A 16,452-nucleotide genomic window follows, 5' to 3' on the forward strand; every position below is an offset into this window, starting at 1 on the left:
TTCACCTTCTTTGTTTATCATAGAAAAGGGGACGTAATTACGCCCCTTTTGATTTCAACTTTATTTTGAATCTATTGCCAAGTTTACGTTGGATTTTCTCTAACGCTTCTCCGCCAAATACTCTTTCCAGTACTCCTGTGCGAATCGCTAACAATCCGTACACAAGACCACCAATACCTGCACAAATCGCAACTGTAATAAGAGCACCCATTCTTCCATCAGACGAAATCATGAAGGATAGAATCCATTGTGATAACTTTACAGCAACGACCATTACAAGTGTTAATACTGCAATTTGGAATGTTCTCTTATATACAACACCAAATGAATAGTGTACATGTTTTTTGATTTGTCTATTCGTATACCATACGGAAGCTAAGAAGCCGACTGCAGTAGCTAAAATCGCTCCAACTGTACCGAAATAACGAATAAAGATTACATTACATACGAATTTCAAAATAACACCCATAATAAGCGCGACAATCGCATGTTTTTGTTGATTGATTCCTTGCAGAATTGCTGCTGTTACTGTAAATAAAGCGAATAATAACGCAACCGGTGCATACCACATTAACACTTGTCCACCTAATGGATCTGAGTCATAGAACGCAGTATAAATTGGATATGCAAGTGTAGAAATACCGACAACTGCTGGCAATGTTAAGAACATATTTGCCTGGAATGTTTGTGTAATTTGTAACTTTAAATAACGGTATTGTTTTTCAGTAAATGATTTTGTAATCGCTGGTACAAGAGTTAAACTAAACGCTGTTGCAAGCGATACAGGAATCATAATTAATTTATGCGTCCACATTGTGAAAATACCGAGAGCTCTCTCTGCAATATCACCTTGGCCAATCGCCTGCATAATTGAGTTAAAGGTCAATGTATCAATTTGTTGGTATAAAGGAATTGTTAACCCAATTACAACGTAAGGAATCGCATATGCAAATAATTCTTTAAATAATTGAACGGTACTCACTGTCGATTCTGGTACAGTTTGTTCAATTAAATATTGATCCAAATGTTTTTTACGTTTTAACCAGTACCAAATAAGTACACCGAGCGCTCCAACTGCTGAAACGAACGCAGCAAATGTCGCTACCCCAACTGCTGTTGCAACTGTACCGCCAAGTACTTTAATAACGATAAAACTACCCGCTAATAAAAAGACGATACGAATAATTTGTTCAATAATTTGCGAAACAGTAGTCGGCCCCATCGATTGGTGACCTTGGAAATAACCACGAATTAAACTCGCTGCTGGTACAACAATAAGTGCAAAACTTACAAGACGAATAATCGTCGTAACTTCTTCTACATTACTGTGTATACTTTGTTTACCAAGCATTGCTTCTGCAAACAGTGGCGCTGTCATGTATAGAACTAGGAACGAAAGAACTCCTGTTACTATCATCATAACCATTCCCGAGCGGAACATTCTCCGGCTCGTTTTATAATCGCCAAGCGCATTATATTTGGAAACAAATTTTGAAACAGCAAGCGGCACCCCTGCCGTTGCAATACTTAAAAAGATCGTATATGGAATGTATCCATATGTATAGAGCGTTCCGCCTTCTGTTCCTACTAATGCATGAAACGGAAAGACGTAAATCATGCCTAAGAACTTTACTAAAAATGTCCCTAGCGTAACAATAAGCGTTCCGCGCAGAAATTTCGAATCGGACATACAAAAATCCTCCTACATCTACATAAAGTGAAACTATAATTTGCAGGGAAGGTGTTAACTCCCTACTCTTTATTAGTTGAACTATTCGAGCATTTACAGGCTACCAAATTCCCTTTTTATTTCTCTTACATCTTAAGGTTTTTATATTATTGCCCACAAATAGCAGGATAGTGCTGAACTCTAACTTTTGTATTGTACCACAATTCTCTCCTTAAACAGTACTTCACTCTATTTTTCTTTTAAGGGAAAACATGCTATTCTTTTAGGCAGGAAATGTAGAAAATGAGGTCGATATATTATGCATTATGATGTTATTGTCATCGGCGGTGGGCCTTCTGGTCTAATGGCTGCAATCGGTGCTGCAGAAGAAGGCGCAAAAGTCTTACTTCTTGATAAAGGAAATAAACTAGGGCGTAAACTTGCGATTTCTGGTGGTGGCCGTTGTAACGTAACGAACCGTCTACCACTTGATGAAATCGTTAAACATATACCAGGAAACGGCCGCTTCTTATACAGCGCTTTTTCTATTTTCAATAATGAAGATATTATTACATTCTTCGAAAAGCTTGGCGTGCAACTAAAAGAAGAAGATCATGGTCGCATGTTCCCTGTATCAAATAAAGCACAATCAGTAGTAGACGCACTTTTAACACGATTAAAAGACTTAGGTGTAAAAATCCGTACAAATACACCTGTTGAAACGATTGAATATGAGAATGGTCAAACGAAAGCAGTCGTACTGCAAACTGGCGAAGTGTTAGAAACAAATCACGTCGTTATCGCTGTTGGCGGAAAATCCGTTCCTCAAACTGGCTCTACTGGAGACGGATACGCTTGGGCTGAAAAAGCTGGGCATACAATTACAGAGTTATTCCCAACAGAAGTACCAATCCTTTCAAACGAACCATTTATTCGTGATCGCGTATTACAAGGTCTTGCTTTACGCGATGTAAATTTAAGCGTATTAAACCCGAAAGGAAAAGCTATCATTTCTCACAAAATGGACATGCTCTTCACTCATTTCGGCCTATCTGGTCCTGCCGCTCTTCGCTGTAGTCAATTCGTCGTGAAAGCACTGAAAAAGTTTAAAACGAATACAGTTCAAATGAGTATCGATGCATTGCCAGAAGAAAATAGTGAACAACTATTCCAGCGCATGCTGAAACAAATGAAAGAAGATCCGAAAAAAGGAATTAAAAACGTTTTAAAAGGTTATGTACCTGAACGTTACTTCCTATTCTTATTAGAAAAAAATGAAATTGACGGTAGTGAACAAGCTGGACAAGTTTCTCACGAGAAGATTCGTGCACTTGTGAAAGACTTTAAAGAGTTTACTGTGAATGTAAATGGTACGCAGTCAATTGAAAAAGCATTCGTTACTGGCGGCGGTGTATCCGTTAAAGAAATTAACCCGAAAGAAATGTCTTCTAAATTCACGAACGGCGTATATTTCTGCGGAGAAGTTCTTGATATTCACGGTTATACTGGTGGCTATAACATTACATCTGCTCTCGTTACTGGTAGAATTGCCGGAACTACAGCTGGAGAAAACGCGAAAATGCAGTATTAAAAAAGAAACAGGGATTCCTGTTTCTTTTTTTATAGGTACATGAAATTATATCGGTGATTCCTCAAATATATCAGCGATTCTTCAACTTATATCGGCAATTTCCTGAATTGATCGACTTACCGACAAGAAGCGACAAATATACGCTCCACTTAACTTCCCATTGCTTTTTTGTTGCTTTATATACCTTAGTACCTTTATATTTTATATTGTTGAATATTTGAAAAAGGGTAAGGGGAAAAAATATGAGAAAAAAAGTCATGATGTCTTTAATGCTAATGACGTTTCTTTCTGCGGTAGAAGGAACGATTGTTAGTACAGCAATCCCTCGTATAACGAGTGATTTATCAGGCGTCGAACTTGTTAGTTGGGTATATGCAATTTATATGCTTGCAACAGCAGTTTCGACTCCAATATACGGAAAGCTTGCTGATTTGTTTGGCCGTAAAAAAGTTTTACTCATCGGAGCTACAATCTTCTTAATCGGTTCTGCGCTTTGCGGAGTCGTTACATCGATGGAACAGTTAATTTTCTTCCGCGCTCTTCAAGGTATAGGTGCTGGTGCTGTTATGCCGATCACAATGACGATTATTGGGGACTTATATAACGAAGCGAAAGACCGCGCGAAAGCACAAGGCTGGATGAGTGCCGTTTGGGGTGTATCTGGTGTTATCGGACCGTTAGTAGGTGGATTTTTAGTGGATTCCCTATCTTGGCGTTATATTTTCTTCTTAAACGTTCCATTCGGAATTATCGCTTGTTTAATGATTGCAATTTATTACAAAGAATCTATTAAGTCATCTAAGCAACATATCGACTACCTTGGTGCTACAGTCTTTTCATTAAGCACAATCGCTTTACTATACGCATTATTAACAGGTAGTAGTAAACAAAACTGGGGAGACATAACAATTATCGGTCTATTAATCTTCTCTGTCGTTTCATTCATTATTTTCTTATTCATCGAGAAAAAATCTCCGGAACCATTAATTCCGCTAGCACTTTTCTCTAATCGTACACTATCTACGATAAACATATTAACGCTTATTGCTGGCGCAATGATCATTAGTATTACAATGTACCTTCCAATTTGGAGCCAAGGTGTATTAGGAAAAAATGCAACGGAAGCTGGACTTATTTTAATGCCTATTCCTGTTATGTGGACATTTGGCGCTATTTTCTCCGGTAACTTAGTAGGCAAATTAAAAACGAAACAAATCATTTTACTTGGAGCTAGCATTTTATCAGTCGCTACGTTCTTATTATTTACATTATCAACACATTCACCATCGTTCCTTATTTATGTAGCAGTCGGATTATTCGGCTTAGGAATGGGGCTTGTGACACCAATTTATATGGTAACAATTCAAGCAGCCGTACCAGCTCATACACGCGGAACAGCCGTTGGTTTAAACACATTTATTAATACATTTAGTCAAACGTTAGGTGCTGCAATCTTTGGCACAATCTTCAATACGATGATTCACGCACGCGGCATTAAAAACCTTGATCTTGTATCTGGTGGACACGGCGGAACTACAGCAAATGTAGCAACTGAATCGCAATCCGCATTAGCAGCAAGTGTACATGTCATTTATATGAGTACTTTCGTATTAGCAGTATGTACATTAATTATCGCTTGGCTTTTACTAAAGCCAGCTACACAAACAAGTGAGCAATAATAAAGAGGATGACCATTTCGGTCATCCTCTTTTACTCTTCACTCTCCACAATATGTTTCAGCATGGACAACTTATTATCCCAAAAACGTTCATAATACGAGAGCCACTGTTGTAACTCCTCTAATGGTTCCGGATGCAAGCGATATATCTTCTCTCTTCCGCTCTTTCTTCCGCTTACTAAATTCGCTTCTGAAAGAATATGAAGGTGTTTTACAACCGCAGTACGACTCATCGGAAAATGATCCGTTATTTTGGAAATCGTTAACTCTTTATCACTTAATAACCGTATTACTTCTCGGCGGGTTGGATCAGCAATTGCTTGAAATACATCATATTTTGCTGCCGATGAGGACACTTAGCCTTCAACAACCTTTTTCAGTTTTTCATTTACAATCGCTACCCAGCCTCCGCTCATTCTGTCGCGAATAATAGAGCTCTTCGCATTCGCTTTCGGAAGAATTTCATCAGGATGTTTCCAGCCGCCGTGAATTAACGTAAATTCTGTTTTATTATCTCCTAGGTCTTTCAGATTAAATGAAACGACCCAGCCATCTGTATCCCATGAGAAAGACAGGTGATTTGGCTTATCGATTTCTAACACTTTACATGGTGATGGCCCAAATGGTGATTGCACATGAAATTCATGTCCTACCTCTAATACAAAATCATTTGGCATAAACCATGAGGCAATGCCTTCTGCAGTTGATACTACATTCCATACCTTTTGAATAGATGCGTTAAAAACGATCGTTTGTTTAATATCAGTTAATGTATTTTGTTGTTCCATTTTCATTCTCCTTTATTCGGCACTCAAATATAACACCTTTTGGTTACATTTCTGATAATATAACACCTTTTAGTTTCATGTCAACGCTAACTCTTTTTTAATGTTGAGAAATTCTCAACATTTTTTCAACAGGACAAACACCGATACGATAAACTTAACTAAATCTATACAATTCAATCAAATTTACACAAGTTAGTGCTTCAAAGTGTTCTCGCAACCCCGAGGGGACGAGGGGGTTAACACTCCACACGAGGCAGTATCGTTACCTCCTATTATCAAGCAATTATTTTACCCATCTTGATAAATTTATCGAAGCATTTACATCCCTATCGTGCTGGCTATTGCATGAAGCACAACGCCACTCACGTATTTTTAAACTCCACTGTCCTTCTGGTTGAACTGAATGGTCGTATTTCATGCCGCAACATGAACAAATCTTGCTTGAGGCGAACCATTTATCAGCTTTTACATACGCAATGCCATACTTCTCGCACTTGTATGATAAACATTGAAAGAAGAAGTGTAATTTTTGAAAGGAAAATGCTTTCGATAGTTTTTTGTTTTTTAACAGGTTTGAGATAGATAAGTCTTCCACAACAATCCTCATTGGTTTGGTTTTCACCAATTTAGCTGTTGCTTGATGGATATGGTTATTTCGGATATTCGTAATTTTCCTAGATAACCGCAGGTGTTCAGCTTTCGCTTTTTCATATCCGGCAGATTGAATTTTTACACCTTTTTTAAATCTCCTAGACATATCTCTTTGTGCTGACTTTTTCCTTTTCAAAAGCTTTTTAACCTTGGCATCTTTGTTTATATTTCGTTCTTTCATACCATTAGAAGCTACAAACAGCTCTTTTAAACCAACATCCACACCAATCGACTCATTGGTTAGTTCTTGTGATTCAAAGTCTTCTTGGAACCCCACACTAATCCACCAGTGACGACCATCAAAGGTAACTCTTGGATTAGATGGTTTTTTATTTCTTGGTAGTTGTTGGCTTGTTTTCACTTCTCCAATAGACTGAATATGAACTACTTTCTTTCCTATAATCAGTCTTTCATAATTAGCATAAAATCCTTGGATTACATCTTTTTTGGATTTATAAGAAGTGTGAGAACCATTTTTGTACTTTTTAAACGAATTTTTTCTCGCCGTATCAAAATCTTTTGAAGCCTGTTTAGGAACTTGTGCATTAATGTCTTTTAACCACTCATATCTCTTTCGCTTCTTGATCTTTGTAAATCGTTTCTGTAAAGCTAACTGTGAAACAGATTTTCCAAATAGCTTATAGTATCTATCACTCATTCTTTTACAATAGTTATAAGCGAATCTTGCAGCACCGGCATGGTTTCTAAGCACTTGTTCTTGTTCAGGCGTTGGAATCAGTCTAACTTTCTTCGCCAATATCATCAGAATGTAACTCCTTTAATGAAAGATTTGTTCTTCTGAATCGTAGCGTGTTCCACCAGCATTCTCCTTAGACTACTCGGATGCAAACCTGTTAATTCCGATACTTGACTAACTCGTGAAAATTTCATTATTATTCTCACCTCATCGAGCTAAATATAGCACATACGTTCGATAAATTCAATGAGGTTGGATAGATTTAATTAAATGTATCTCGTTCAACTAAGGGCGCAATTCCTTAGCCAGTTCTCTTATGAACTTCTCATGTTTTCACATGAGCGCAGACTATATGTTTATCTCTTTAGAGATAGAGGATTTTTCCACCACCATAGGCTTGTGATGTACTCTCGTCAGTTATACGAGATAGTCGCCCCGAATCATCTTATCAATTTTAACTTAGATGTTTCGATGCGGAAGACCCATTGTTCTAGTGTTTAGAATTTAACCTTGCACCTTCTGATTGTTTTTTTCTGGTTTCGCGACATTCACGCTCACCATTTCTAGCCACGTTGTAGTTCAATCAGCTTTAGTGATTGCCCGCAACCCCTCACTACTAGCCAATCACTTGACTAGCAGGGCTTACTGATATATTTAATTAACTTTCGTTATAATTGGTTAAATAAATCGTAACAGTTAGTTACCTCTCAGCATTCCTTCAACATTTCCTTAGGAGCGAAATGACTACCGACACATGTTGTCCCAACATAAAGCATAAAAAAGAGCTGGCTCACCCAGCTCTTTTTTATGCTTTATAAACGATCATTGCCGAAAAACAATAAATTTGGTTTTCGTCATCGTTAATGGAAACACCAACTTGATACTTAATATCTACAAAATTACTATCATCAATCTTTTTCAAAAACACATTTACAGCGTCTTCTAAGTCTTTTTCGTGACTTTCATCAAACACTTTCACACGAATCATGTTAACACCATCCTAGATCGCAGCCCTCCGCCGCTTGATTATTGCCACGGTGCGTATCTATGATGCGATAAAATTTTCCGTCTTCATATATATATCCGTCTTCTAACACATATTGTTTACCTTCAGTATAGACATAAAACTTACCTATCATAAATTTACTCGTATATAATTCCAAACAATCTGGTCTAAATTTAGCTACAACTTTATTTGTAATATCAATTTTTATTGTGCGCCCCACCTTCTCTCCCTCCTTTGCAAAGAACGGATTTAGGTATATTGTATTAGCGATTTTACATTTTATGCTTAAAAATAAGTGGATATGCCTACCTTTTTCACCTGTACTATTTTTCTAAAAAAATCATAGATAAGTAAGGGCAAAAAAAATATATATAAAAAGAGCTTTTACTTATTGACTCAAATATAATTATTATGGTATCATATAAAATTTGACATTTTTATCTGCTTGTGTTATCATTAAAGATGGTTACCACATATGGAGGTGGATGATTTGTTTCAAATTGGTGATAAAATCGTTTATCCAATGAACGGCGCAGGAGTCATCGAAGCCATTGAAGAGAAGGAAATATTAGGAACTATACGTCAATACTGTGTGATACGTATCATTAGTAAAGATATGCAAGTAATGCTTCCTATGGATCAATTACAAAAATCAGGTATTCGTTATATCGTAGATAAAGGTACGTTAGATGATATACTTCTTGAATTTCAAAACGGGGAATCAGATACATCACTTTCCTGGAAACAAAGATATACAATGAATATGGAAAAAATGAAAAACGGCAATCTGCAAGATAGCGCAGAAGTTGTTCGGGATTTGCTTCGCCGCAATAAAGAGAGAGCTTTAAATGCGAGCGAAAAACAAATGCTAGATAATGCCCGAAAAATGATGATTAGCGAAGTTGCACTCGTACAAAATGTTTCTGAACATCAAGCAACAGCATATCTTCAAGATACAATTAATCATTAAATTTAAAATAGCCGACCGCTATTTTTTTTGCTTAAAAAGGACAAAGAGATAAACCTCTTTGTCCTTTTTTATTACCCGCGTCCTGCTTGGAACGATGGATATAACGTCATTCCACCGTCTGCAAATAACGTAATTCCAGTTACGTAACTTGCCTCCGATGAAGCGAGCCACGTTGCGACTGCTGCAATTTCTTCCGGTTTTCCGATGTAACCCATCGGTATCATGCTTTCTACGTCAGCACGTTTTTTAGGATCAGCAAACTTCTCTGCATTAATGGGCGTATTTATTGCACCTGGCCCAATATTATTTATTCGAATGCCTTTTGGTGCGTATTCTAACGCTAACGTTTCTGTCATCAGTTTAATGCCGCCTTTACTCGCCGCGTAGTGCACAAATAGTGGCCACGGAATTTTCTCATGAACACTCGACATATTAATAACAGATCCTTTAATATCGTGCTCTACAAAATATTTAATCGCTTCTCGGCTTCCTAAAAAAGCACCTGTTAAATTTGTATTGATTACTTTATTCCAATCTTCAAGTGGCATTTCATGCGATGGTACCGCATTTTCTATCCCTGCATTATTAATCATAACATCGAGCGTACCAAATTCTTTCACAGCAGATTGAATGAGGTTCACAACATCAGACTCAACCGTCACATCACCTTTTACAGCAATCGCTTCTCCGCCTACTTTCTTAATTTCTTCTAATACATCATGCGCTTCTGACTCTCGTGAGCGATAGTTAATCACTACTTTCGCTTTCTCCTTAGCAAACCTCACTCCCATCGCTCTTCCAAGACCAGTTGCCGATCCTGTAATAACGACAACTTTCCCTGCTAAATCACTATACATTTCCATACCTCCTTTAACTTTTTGCAATACCTAACATAATTCCAGCTGCGATAATAAAAACGATACCGATAACAATACCCGTTAATTGGCGTTTCGTTTTTCTTTCACCTAATATAAGAATCCCACCAAGCGTTGAAATAATAATTCCCATTTGTGATAGCGAGAAACTTGTTGCCACTCCAACACGCGGCTGCGAAATGAATAAAAACATATTTCCAGCTGCCCAAATTAATCCTGGAATAATATTTCGTATTGCATATTTATTAAATGGATGATGTTTAAAAGTAAGCAAAATGCCCCCTAACACCATACCGACTGCTTGTGGCAATAAAGCTGACCAACCATCTACGTTAAATAGTCTAATTACTACTACATAAACTAAATAACCGACTGTTGAAATCAATAAAATGATAATGCCTCTTTTAAAATTCCCCGCTTGCTCTGCACTCTTTTCTTCTTCACTTTGAAGTGATGTTAAAATAACACCGATAATAATACAAATGAGCGCCAATACACCAAGGACAACTGATATCGTCGTGGACCACTCATGAAATACGATGACTCCAAATAAAGTCGTCGCAACTAATTGAAGTCCTGTTGAAATGGGCATCGTCCTCGAAACGCCCATTAAATCAATACTTTTTAATTGATTCGCCTGACCAAGTGCCCAAAATAAACCTGACACAATCCCAACCCCGATAACAGTAGGAGTTAATACGGGCTTCATAAAAATATAAACAACAATCGAGAAAATAAGTGCACCAAACGTTGTACCGAGCGTTTGACTATACGGTCCTCCGCCCAGTTTCACGTTAAATAGCACAATACTCCCCCAAAATAGAGCCGGTAAAATCGCTAAAAGTATGTCCATCGCTCATTACCTTTCTTTACTGAGTGTCATAGATTATCACTCTGAATCATTAGAGTGAGCTTTTATTTTTTCTTTTTCCCGTTCACAAACCTTTTCTGCAATAGAACCAGAAACATTCTTTTCTCGCTCTACTTTCTTTATCTTTACGTGATCTAAATGATCTTCCAAAGTAAGTGTAACTTTATCATTCGGCGGATTATGTGCACCTTGGAACGTAAGAAATTGTAGCGTAATTTCAAATCTAGGAACGAACTCACCATTCTTGCCGAGACGTTTTATATTTATAACTGAAGCACATTCATATTGATCTTCTGTCACTTGTCTAATAACCGAATAATACCTATTCGATAATGCACTCTCTAAAAGCTGTTCCCTTGATTCTTTCGCGAAAGAATCACTTGGAGAAGAGAAAAAGACCGAACATATCATTATAATAACTACACATATTTTTTTCATAACACCCTCCTTGTTCTATACGTTAGTGTTCACAAAACTGCTATAAAAAAACGACTTCCCCTATGTAGGAAAGTCGTTTTCATGAATCCAATATTAACCACCGCTCACCGGTGGGATTAGTGCAACAACATCACCAGATTGGACCGTGTCATCTTCATTTGCATATTCTTCATTAATTGCAACCATAATTGGCGCTGTCATTGGTACATTATATTCTTTAGCAACAACATCTTTTAACTCTGCAACCGTAATATTTTCTTTCTCTATTTGTAATTCACTTGTTCCTGCTTCCTCTTGCAAGTACGCAAATAACAATACTCGAATCATGCTTATAGCTCCTTCCCAGGCTCTCCCGCCGGATATGGCGTTTTTTCTAATTGATCACCAATCCATGAATCTCCATCTTCCCAAAACTCTTTTTTCCAAATCGGAACAATTTGTTTTATGCGTTCCATAATATATTCATTCGCCTCATAAGCCGCTTTACGGTGCGGCGTTGAAACTGCAACAACAACCGCGATATCAGAAATTTGCAGTGTTCCGGTGCGATGTGTAATCGCAACGTATGTACCTGGCCACTTCTCTTTCACTTCTGAACCAATTTTCTCTAGCATCTTTTCTGCCATCGTTTTATAAGCGACATACTCTAAGTATAATGTACGACGCCCTTTCGTAAACTCTCTAACCGTTCCAATAAAAGTTGTAACAGCACCGCATTCACGGCGTATAACTTTCTTCGCTACCTCTTCAACCAAAATTTCTGACTCAATTACTTCATAATACGTATTTGTCATTTCGTACTCCTTACCGTTTGTAAAAACCAGTCTATATACAACTCTTCTTCTGTTATATGAAATACTTTATATTTTTCTCGTAAGTTTGCGGGGGCATCATGCCACGTAATAACTGCTACTATATTTTCTACTTTATGTAAAAGTTCAACATCTTCCGCAGAACGAAGTAACACTACTTTCGGATAGTTCTCTTTTTTATAGCCCTCTATTAAAATTGTATCCACTTCAAAAAACTCATATAAGCGAATAATTTCTTGCAAGGACCATTCCTCTCTTAATGACGACAGTGAAAGTAATCCAGCGCCTTCTACACTACTAACGACAGCACCAGCCTTTCGATGCCTTTCACTATCTTTTTGCACTACTTCTGGAAAACCTCCGTGCCCATGATGTTTAATAGTAGCAACTTTCATTTTCCGTTCAGCTAACGCATGCACAATTTTCTCAACTAGTGTTGTTTTCCCGCTATTTTGATATCCTACTATTTGTAAGATTGAAGGGGCTTTGCCCATGGCCAATCACATCCCTCGTCGTGCTCTAACAATAATACAGATACTTTCATCCCTGCCTCAAATCCTCTCGTTCCTCCAGGCAATACAATAAAAGCATTCGCATCCGCGAGTGAAGATACCGCACTCGATTTATCTAAACCGACCGGCATCGCTTGTAATGCCCCGTCCGCGATTGTCACCTTTGCTCTTACAAAACGAGTGAACGGATTTGGCTTTGGAAAATCTTTTTGTAAAATAGCATCTGCTCTATATACGTGAGGCTCCTTCGCATATAAATATGTTTGAATTACCGGATGCACAAATAACTCAAATCCCACGTAACAAGCTGACGGATTCCCCGATAAACCGAAAAGTAACTTCCCATCAACTTCAGCTACTGTCGTTACACTTCCTGGTCTCATCGCTATTTTATTAAAGAGTACATTTGCCTTTAATCTTTCATAAATAGTCGGCAAGTAGTCATAATCTCCTACCGACACACCGCCTGTCGTAATTAAAATATCAACCTCATTCATCGCTGATTGAACGGCTGTAAAACATGCATCTAACTCGTCAGCAAGTTGACCATAATAACGAACTTTCCCTCCGGCTTTCATAATTTGAGCCGCAATCATATAAGAGTTGCTATTTCTAATTTTCCCCGGCTGTAACGACTCATGTACTTCTAACAATTCACTTCCTGTCGTCACAATACCAACAACAGGCTGTTTTACAACTTTCACAGTACTATATCCAAACGTCGCTAATAAAGCGGCAACACCTGGATTGATTGCAACGCCTTTCTGAACGAGAACTTGATTTTGTTTTATATCTTCTCCTTTAAATGACACATTGTCACCACTATGAAAAGGACGCTTTAACTTCATATATGTTTTTCCGTTCTTCTCAAAACCCTCTGTCAGTTCTAGCATTACGACTGCATTACAATCCTCTGGAATAGCTGCTCCTGTCATAATACGAACTGCCTGAAAAGACCCTACTTCTTCTGTAAAAACAAATCCCGCTCCGATCTCCCCTATTACTTCAAACTCAATCGAATTCTCTTGATTTGCTTCTTTCGTATCTTCTGCCCGGATTGCGAAACCATCGTAAGGAGAACGATCAAAATGAGGAACGTCATGATCAGAGACAACATCCTCCCCAAGAATTCTCCCGTAACTTTCCGTAATAGAAACCTCTTCTACCTCACCATTCTTCGCACATTCCATTACCCTCTCTACTGCCTCAGCAACTTGAATCGGAATTCGTTTTTCTACCATCGTTTCTCACCTCATATTTGCAATTTTTTTTATCTCGATTAAACTTTATATATTAAATAGAAATTACTTCAAGGAGGAATTCCATGTCTTCATTTACACACTTTAATGACCAAGGACGCGCGAAGATGGTTGATATAAGCGACAAAAAAGTAACCGTTCGAACAGCAATTGCGTGCTCTAGCATTATCGTTACAAAAGAAATTTACGATAAAATCTCTCACAATGAAATCGGGAAAGGTGACGTATTAGCAGTTGCGCAAATCGCAGGTATTATGGCTGCAAAACGCACTTCTGATATTATCCCAATGTGCCATCCTTTATTATTAAAGGGTGTTGACGTTTCTTTCGATTGGAAACAATCAGAAGAACAATATCGATTACTTATTGAAGTAAAAGTTAAAACAGAAGGTAGCACCGGTGTTGAAATGGAAGCTTTAACTGCTGCTTCCGCTACAGCTCTTACTGTGTACGATATGTGTAAAGCTGTTGATAAAGGTATGATTATTGGCGAAACGTACTTACTTGAAAAAACAGGCGGAAAAAGTGGCGATTATACGAGAAAATCTTAATCTTCACTCTGCTGAACCTAAAGGGTTTCCCTTTAGGTTCAGCCTATATATCTTGCATATAAACGTTTTGCTACATTTATATCATTCGTCCCATGAATAAACGCCCTGCCATCTGTAAATAAAACAAAACGAAATTCCTCTACCAGAAATGATAATAAATACGGAGTAGATTTTACATCCACACTTCTTTGTAAGCGCTTTTTAATTTCTTCTAAATTAAATTCATTCCTCACACCTGGACGGATTTGTACTGTATTTCGGCCACATAACACTTCTGTTTTCGTTTGTGCTTCAAACGTTAAACTCGGATATGTACGTAATCTTCCGCAAGATAAACATGTATCTTTTTTCTGCCTATTCACTTTAAAGGCCATCTGTTGATTATTCCAAAGATCAAACGATAACATCGTTTCGCGAAGTGCCCCATAGTCTTCTACTAATATTTTCAGCGCTTCCGTTATTTGATGCGCCACTACTAATTGTACTGCTGGCTGTATAATACCAGCCGTATCACATGTTGCTCCGCTCGCTGGATGCTCCATTAAACAGCGGAAACACGGTGTTTTTCCTGGTAAAATTGTATACGTTACTCCGTAGCTTCCGACACAACCACCATATATCCACGGAATATTATACTTTTGTGAAATATCATTAATAAGAAGACGCGTTTCAAAATTATCTGTCGCATCTAATATTAAATCTACATCATTCACTAGCTCTTCCATTTCTTGCACTGTTACATCAGTCACAACCGGATTTATTTTCACCTCAGAATTAATCGCTTGTAAATGTTCTGCCGCTGCTACCGCCTTCGGTTTATACTGCTTTGCATCTTCTTCTGTATATAATTGTTGCCTTTGTAAATTGCTCCATTCTACATAATCACGATCCGCAATTGTTATTTTTCCAACACCTGCTCTAACAATCGCTTCTGCATTTGCTGCACCGAGAGCACCAGCGCCGATAATAAGCACATGCTTCTCTCTAATTTTTCTCTGTCCTTCTTCTCCAACACCAGAAAATAATATTTGTCTTGAATATCGCTCCTGCATACGATATCCCCCTTTCTTATCCTCCTATATAAGACATTTCAATTTTCGGACGATTCTTTGCACTTTCTTCTGTCCGTTCATCTGAATACCTATCTTTTCTATTCATCCATACATCTTGTATAACGTTTACTAACTCATCATCCGAAAGATTTCCTCTAAGAAGTTCCCTTACATCCAATCCTTCTGTCGCAAATAAGCAAGTATAAAACTTTCCATCTGCCGAAATTCTCGCTCTCGTACAAGAAGAACAAAATGACTCAGAAACAGAAGTAATAAAACCGACTTCGACATTTGTTCCAAGATAACGATATCGCTTCGCAACTTCACCGAAATAATGCGCTTCAGCTGGCTCAAGTGGATACACGCTATGAATCATCTCAATTAACTCTCGCTTTGTAACAACTTGGTCAAAGTTCCATCCATTTGTACTACCAACATCCATAAACTCAATAAACCTAAGCGTGATTCCTTGCTCTTTAAAATAAGTAGCCATCGGAAGTACTTGATGGTCATTCATCCCTTTTTTCACAACCATATTTACCTTTACATCAAGCCCGGCCTCTTTTGCAGCCATAATTCCCTTTATAACAGGTTTCGTATTAATATTCCGGCCATTAATGTCCTTAAATACATCGTCATCTATTGCATCCAAGCTAACATTTACTCTATGTAATCCAGCTTCTTTTAATGCTTTTGCTTGTTTCGTTAAATGAATCGCATTTGTCGTTAACCCTATATCTACTAACCCTTCAATTTTCACGAGACGTGCAATAAGTTTTGTTAAATCTTTACGAAGCAGTGGCTCGCCACCAGTAATTCTAATTTTTCGTACACCGATGCTAACAAATATTTTTGCCAAACGCTCAATTTCATCAAACGTCAGTAAAAACTCATCTTTCAAAAAAGCATAATCTGGCCCAAACACTTCCGCTGGCATACAATATGTACATCTAAAATTGCAACGATCAATGACAGATATGCGCAAATCTTGAAGTGGGCGTCCAAAAAAATCTGTAACCATCTCCTGCATCG

At 37.8% G+C, this 16,452-nt stretch carries 20 protein-coding genes; 4 read left to right on the forward strand and 16 right to left on the reverse strand.

Going from position 1 to position 16,452, the window contains the following annotated elements; translation table 11 throughout:
* Window positions 1–37 precede the first annotated feature (37 nt).
* Window positions 38–1,690 carry a putative polysaccharide biosynthesis protein gene (locus ACTFOB_RS06405; protein ID WP_440025067.1) on the reverse strand — a complete coding sequence of 551 codons (1,653 nt, stop codon included), beginning with the start codon at window positions 1,688–1,690 and terminating at the stop codon, window positions 38–40.
* Between the two features lie 298 nt (window positions 1,691–1,988).
* Between ACTFOB_RS06405 and ACTFOB_RS06410 the strand changes: the two genes are divergently transcribed.
* Both ACTFOB_RS06410 and ACTFOB_RS06415 read left to right on the forward strand, forming a co-directional pair.
* Window positions 1,989–3,260: an NAD(P)/FAD-dependent oxidoreductase gene (locus tag ACTFOB_RS06410; protein WP_440025069.1), complete on the forward strand. Its 1,272-nt coding sequence runs from the start codon at window positions 1,989–1,991 to the stop codon at window positions 3,258–3,260.
* 242 nt (window positions 3,261–3,502) lie between these two features.
* Window positions 3,503–4,939, forward strand: coding sequence for an MDR family MFS transporter (locus ACTFOB_RS06415; RefSeq protein WP_440025070.1), 1,437 nt, complete (start codon window positions 3,503–3,505; stop codon window positions 4,937–4,939).
* A 31-nt stretch (window positions 4,940–4,970) separates the two neighbouring features.
* Here the strand turns inward: ACTFOB_RS06415 and ACTFOB_RS06420 are convergent, their stop codons facing one another.
* The 6 genes from ACTFOB_RS06420 to ACTFOB_RS06445 form a co-directional block, all read right to left on the reverse strand.
* A complete protein-coding gene (locus tag ACTFOB_RS06420; protein ID WP_440025072.1) occupies window positions 4,971–5,294 on the reverse strand; it encodes an ArsR/SmtB family transcription factor in 324 nt (107 codons plus the stop codon).
* A complete protein-coding gene (locus tag ACTFOB_RS06425; protein WP_440025073.1) occupies window positions 5,295–5,726 on the reverse strand; it encodes an SRPBCC family protein in 432 nt (143 codons plus the stop codon). It abuts the gene before it with no gap.
* Between the two features lie 283 nt (window positions 5,727–6,009).
* Window positions 6,010–7,140 carry an RNA-guided endonuclease InsQ/TnpB family protein gene (locus ACTFOB_RS06430; RefSeq protein ID WP_440025075.1) on the reverse strand — a complete coding sequence of 377 codons (1,131 nt, stop codon included), beginning with the start codon at window positions 7,138–7,140 and terminating at the stop codon, window positions 6,010–6,012.
* The gene (locus tag ACTFOB_RS06435; protein ID WP_000672785.1) at window positions 7,140–7,268 is read right to left on the reverse strand and encodes a hypothetical protein; all 129 of its coding nucleotides are present in this window, start codon (window positions 7,266–7,268) and stop codon (window positions 7,140–7,142) included. Before ACTFOB_RS06435 ends, ACTFOB_RS06430 begins: the two co-directional genes overlap by 1 nt.
* Before the next feature lie 611 nt (window positions 7,269–7,879).
* Window positions 7,880–8,062, reverse strand: coding sequence for a sporulation protein Cse60 (locus ACTFOB_RS06440; protein WP_000621751.1), 183 nt, complete (start codon window positions 8,060–8,062; stop codon window positions 7,880–7,882).
* Window position 8,063: 1 nt separating this feature from the next.
* Complete coding sequence (locus ACTFOB_RS06445) at window positions 8,064–8,300, reverse strand: DUF2553 family protein (protein WP_000533797.1); 237 nt, start codon at window positions 8,298–8,300, stop codon at window positions 8,064–8,066.
* Window positions 8,301–8,555: 255 nt separating this feature from the next.
* Here ACTFOB_RS06445 and ACTFOB_RS06450 point away from each other — a divergent pair, with 255 nt between their 5' ends.
* Window positions 8,556–9,050 (forward strand): CarD family transcriptional regulator, encoded by a 495-nt coding sequence (locus tag ACTFOB_RS06450; protein ID WP_192797619.1) that lies wholly within the window; start codon window positions 8,556–8,558, stop codon window positions 9,048–9,050.
* Between the two features lie 71 nt (window positions 9,051–9,121).
* Here ACTFOB_RS06450 and ACTFOB_RS06455 read toward each other — a convergent pair whose 3' ends face one another.
* The 7 genes from ACTFOB_RS06455 to moeA all read right to left on the reverse strand — a co-directional run bounded on the left by ACTFOB_RS06455 (window position 9,122) and on the right by moeA (window position 13,799).
* A complete protein-coding gene (locus ACTFOB_RS06455; protein WP_440025078.1) occupies window positions 9,122–9,907 on the reverse strand; it encodes a glucose 1-dehydrogenase in 786 nt (261 codons plus the stop codon).
* Window positions 9,908–9,920: 13 nt separating this feature from the next.
* On the reverse strand, window positions 9,921–10,778 hold the full coding sequence (gene glcU / locus ACTFOB_RS06460; RefSeq protein ID WP_151633819.1) for a glucose uptake protein GlcU: 858 nt from the start codon (window positions 10,776–10,778) through the stop codon (window positions 9,921–9,923).
* Window positions 10,779–10,814: 36 nt separating this feature from the next.
* Window positions 10,815–11,234: a DUF3888 domain-containing protein gene (locus tag ACTFOB_RS06465; RefSeq protein WP_440025079.1), complete on the reverse strand. Its 420-nt coding sequence runs from the start codon at window positions 11,232–11,234 to the stop codon at window positions 10,815–10,817.
* Window positions 11,235–11,327: 93 nt separating this feature from the next.
* The gene (gene moaD / locus ACTFOB_RS06470; RefSeq protein ID WP_151633823.1) at window positions 11,328–11,561 is read right to left on the reverse strand and encodes a molybdopterin converting factor subunit 1; all 234 of its coding nucleotides are present in this window, start codon (window positions 11,559–11,561) and stop codon (window positions 11,328–11,330) included.
* Window positions 11,562–11,563: 2 nt separating this feature from the next.
* Window positions 11,564–12,028, reverse strand: coding sequence for a molybdopterin synthase catalytic subunit MoaE (moaE, locus tag ACTFOB_RS06475; RefSeq protein WP_440025081.1), 465 nt, complete (start codon window positions 12,026–12,028; stop codon window positions 11,564–11,566).
* A complete protein-coding gene (gene mobB / locus ACTFOB_RS06480) occupies window positions 12,025–12,540 on the reverse strand; it encodes a molybdopterin-guanine dinucleotide biosynthesis protein B (protein ID WP_440025104.1) in 516 nt (171 codons plus the stop codon). Before mobB ends, moaE begins: the two co-directional genes overlap by 4 nt.
* A complete protein-coding gene (gene moeA, locus ACTFOB_RS06485; protein ID WP_440025083.1) occupies window positions 12,510–13,799 on the reverse strand; it encodes a molybdopterin molybdotransferase MoeA in 1,290 nt (429 codons plus the stop codon). Before moeA ends, mobB begins: the two co-directional genes overlap by 31 nt.
* Window positions 13,800–13,882: 83 nt before the next feature.
* On the opposite strand from moeA, the gene moaC reads away from it, so the two are divergent.
* Complete coding sequence (gene moaC, locus ACTFOB_RS06490) at window positions 13,883–14,368, forward strand: cyclic pyranopterin monophosphate synthase MoaC (protein ID WP_440025085.1); 486 nt, start codon at window positions 13,883–13,885, stop codon at window positions 14,366–14,368.
* A 38-nt stretch (window positions 14,369–14,406) separates the two neighbouring features.
* Here moaC and ACTFOB_RS06495 read toward each other — a convergent pair whose 3' ends face one another.
* Entirely contained in the window at window positions 14,407–15,420 is a 1,014-nt protein-coding gene (locus ACTFOB_RS06495; protein ID WP_440025086.1) for a molybdopterin-synthase adenylyltransferase MoeB, read from the reverse strand.
* 16 nt (window positions 15,421–15,436) lie between these two features.
* Window positions 15,437–16,450: a GTP 3',8-cyclase MoaA gene (gene moaA, locus ACTFOB_RS06500; protein WP_440025088.1), complete on the reverse strand. Its 1,014-nt coding sequence runs from the start codon at window positions 16,448–16,450 to the stop codon at window positions 15,437–15,439.
* Between the last annotated feature and the right edge of the window lie 2 nt (window positions 16,451–16,452).

The sequence above is a fragment of the Bacillus cereus group sp. MYBK79-1 genome (assembly GCF_051915365.1).
Lineage (GTDB): Bacteria > Bacillota > Bacilli > Bacillales > Bacillaceae_G > Bacillus_A.